The organism is Vibrio fujianensis, from assembly GCF_002749895.1.
Classification (GTDB): domain Bacteria; phylum Pseudomonadota; class Gammaproteobacteria; order Enterobacterales; family Vibrionaceae; genus Vibrio; species Vibrio fujianensis.
Window position 1 is genome coordinate 1 of sequence record NZ_NBUS01000029.1, and the last position, 3,312, is coordinate 3,312.

3 protein-coding genes are annotated in these 3,312 nt (G+C 38.0%); all 3 read right to left on the minus strand.

What is annotated here, in order from left to right; genetic code table 11:
- Positions 1 to 1,011: 1,011 nt before the first annotated feature.
- Positions 1,012 to 1,908, minus strand: a complete 897-nt coding sequence (locus B7C60_RS00960; RefSeq protein WP_099610041.1) for a hypothetical protein — start codon at positions 1,906 to 1,908, stop codon at positions 1,012 to 1,014.
- Between the two features lie 225 nt (positions 1,909 to 2,133).
- The gene (locus tag B7C60_RS00970) at positions 2,134 to 2,790 is read right to left on the minus strand and encodes a QnrVC family quinolone resistance pentapeptide repeat protein (protein WP_099610042.1); all 657 of its coding nucleotides are present in this window, start codon (positions 2,788 to 2,790) and stop codon (positions 2,134 to 2,136) included.
- 338 nt (positions 2,791 to 3,128) lie between these two features.
- The coding region (locus tag B7C60_RS00980) for an ASCH domain-containing protein (protein WP_157928666.1) at positions 3,129 to 3,312 on the minus strand (184 nt) is incomplete at its 5' end.

The window sequence follows — 3,312 nt, forward strand, 5'->3', positions numbered from 1 at the left end:
GTTGACTGTCCCTCTTGAATGCTTTGTTATGTAACTTTGCTAACCATTTCAAAGCATTACAAAGAACAACATTGCCAAATACCGTTTAACTTACATGAAAAATTAGCAGTAACCCAGTAGAATTTGCGTGGCAACGACGAAACTGCGAGCCCTAGTTCAAAGAAAAAAATGACTACCACCAAACTTATCGCAAATCCGCTTTACCATTAAAACCCAGAGCAAAGACTCGAAGAACAAGGAAGACGAAAACCAAATCAACATGAATAAGACTGACTTTACAAACTGTATAAATAACCAATTAAAACAATCAGTTGAAAGTATCGAATATACAAAGTAGAAGCTAAATTCAAAGTAAAAAAACCATAAAAACACTTTAAATTTCAATACATTGTGGTCTTTTTTCTCTACGGTTACATAACGCCCTGCTAAGGGGTGAGCAATGCACTACAAAAGCGACCGCACACCAACTTAATCACAAAACTCACCGCATGCTAAAAATGCCACGCATTGCGAATCCCGCTTAAGCAGTTTGTTAGCTTAAATTTCAGCACCTTAGATTTACCAAAGTTGAGATTAACCTTATTTGGGTTCCTAACAAACCACCTGAGTTTTAAAACCCGAATAGACTCAAACTTTGTGGCCATTCATTTGCTTTAAAAACCAGTAAATTTTGAAAACACGTTTTCGCAAAACTCAAAGCGAAAGCAAAACTTCCAAAGCGGCTTTGCGCCAAACTGGCTAACCTCGCGCAATCCCAAAACTCAATTGAGGCAACAGCTCAAAACTCGCATTGTTAAACAATGCTGATTTGCCGAAAAACCTGAACGAATGGCCAAAGGAAGAAAGAATAGACCACAACCAATTGATTTTTATTGTTTTAAGCTAACGCCGCATTAAGGTGTGAGCAACGCTACCACGAAAATTAACCATACCACCGTAAACACAAAACCCAACAATGGAATGAAAAATGCCAAGCGTTGGGAATCACTCTTAAATGCTTTGTTATGTTTATTATTCTCGAGCTATCTGTTTTTTATTACCAATTTTAAAGTTTAAACCTTTGAACTGACCTTTGTGCGAAGAAGTTACATGCCCTAAAACTATATATGCATTTCCAGATGTAAGCTCTATATCTTCAAGATCTCTGTGAATATTTAACCATGGAATATAGTTAATTCCATCCTTAGCTTCAGAATAACATTGGGTCGATACAGGATGTGTTGTATTAGTTGAAGTTCGAGTTTGTTTTGCAGTGACTCTAATGGCAACTGGATGTTCTATCTTCCCATGGGCGATTCTATTATGAAGCACGTGATAACGAGCATCATCGTAAAAGAAGTCTTTCCATTCTACTTGCTGATTTTTAAATTCAATTTTTATCAAAGCTTCAAGTTCTTTAGCATCACTACTTTCTTGTATCAAACTACGAATACGAGCAATTCCTGTGGCTGACTTGCAATATGACGACAACCTTTTTTCAGTTTTAACGTAATCTTTACCTACTTTTGGTTCTACCGAATCACTATTACTATTTTTATCAACCAACTTATCTAAATCCGATTTAGATTGCTCCAAAAGGTTCAGTCTTAGGGTAAACGTACCATCTGCTTTCGATTCAAATATATTTGGAACATCTTCGATGTCACTAGATTCACTTACAAAAATCTTTACTGCACCAGAAATTGAGTTCTTACAGTTATCAGAATGCTCACGACCCTTTGCAAGCTTTAGATAAGGTGCTACGACAGTATTAGTTGCTTTAATCGGATAGCCCGAGTTGTACTCAATATGAGTTCGACACTTCGAGTCTTCACAGAAGATTCGACCATTATCATCCTTTGATAAGTTTTCAATCTCTAATAGGTACCCACCTTTAAAAGCGCGAGTCATTTTCAAACCTTTAGCCATAGCCTACACTCCATCAAGTCATTAAAAGTAGTTATGGGACCTAAATCCTTATTTTCAAGGACTTAGAAAGTCAAAAATAAACATAACGCCCGCTTAAGGGGCAGACAACGCTACTACCAACTTTCCGCATAACACCGTAATCACAAAAACCAACGCATAGTAAAAATGCCACGCGTTGGCTGTCCCTCTTGAAGCGTTTGTTATGTGCGTAGCCGAATCTTGCGCTTAGTCAGGAACAATGATTACCCCTAATTGCTCCAGTAGCTGCTCCTGTTGCCACGAGCATATTTTTACACCTGTAAGATCAACCTTTCGAGGGTCTAAACCATAAAGCTCTGAATGACTTAAATCACAGCCTTGTACTCTAAACTGTTCCCAGCAGTCTTCTGAAAAAACACCACGACTTAAATCTGATTCTTTAAATGAAGCGCCTCGAAGATTTGCACCAATCCATCTATTTTCGAACAGGTCACATTTTTCAATAAGCTGCTGCTCAAAATTGGCATAGGATAAGTTACAACCTGTTATGTATGCAGAGCAAAAGTACATTTTATTCGAAACCTGATTTACAAAACTAACTTGGCTAAAATTTGCCCCTTTAAGATCACAATCTCTCAGTTCAATACCAAAGCAATTTGCCCCCTTAAAATGGGACATTGAAAGCTGACAATCTTTAAATGAAGCATCTCGAAGATTAGCATAAGAAAAATCGCACCCTTCTAGTGCCCCCTGCTCTATGAAAGTACAGTTAATGAACTGTGTATCTCGAAGGTTTGAACGCTTAAAATTACAATGTATAAAAGTACAATTGCTAAAGATATGTTCTTGCAAGTCCTGATGTGAAAAGTTCACTTGATTATATAATTGCTTTGATTTTTCCATGCTGTAGCTCCAAAAAACATTTGATTTGAAGACTACCATTTACCTGAAAGTTCTCAACAAAAACAAAACCAATAAAAACAGACACTTAAAACACCCCATTTTAGCCAAAATAAGGCATCAAAACGGCATTTTAAAGGGCTCCAATTCAAAACAAGCGATGCGGCCAGCTAGAAAATAGTTTTGGTGAATCTGGTGGGTTTTAGAGAAAGCACATAACGCCCGCTTAAGGGGCAGACAACGCTACTACCAACTTACCGCATAACACCGTAATCACCAAAACCAACGCATAGTAAAAATGCCGCGCGTTGGCTGTCCCTCTTGAAGCGTTTGTTATGTTTTTACTGATACACGACCTTAAAGTGTTCTAAAACCAATAACATATCCTCACTTGGCTCTATACCTAAAGTTTCACATTCACGTGAGAAAAATGTCCAATGAGCCTTACGCCACCATTCTAGCGATTTGTCGCCCTCACCCTCACTTGCCGCAAACTCTTCCGTCACTTCGTTGAATCGACAACTT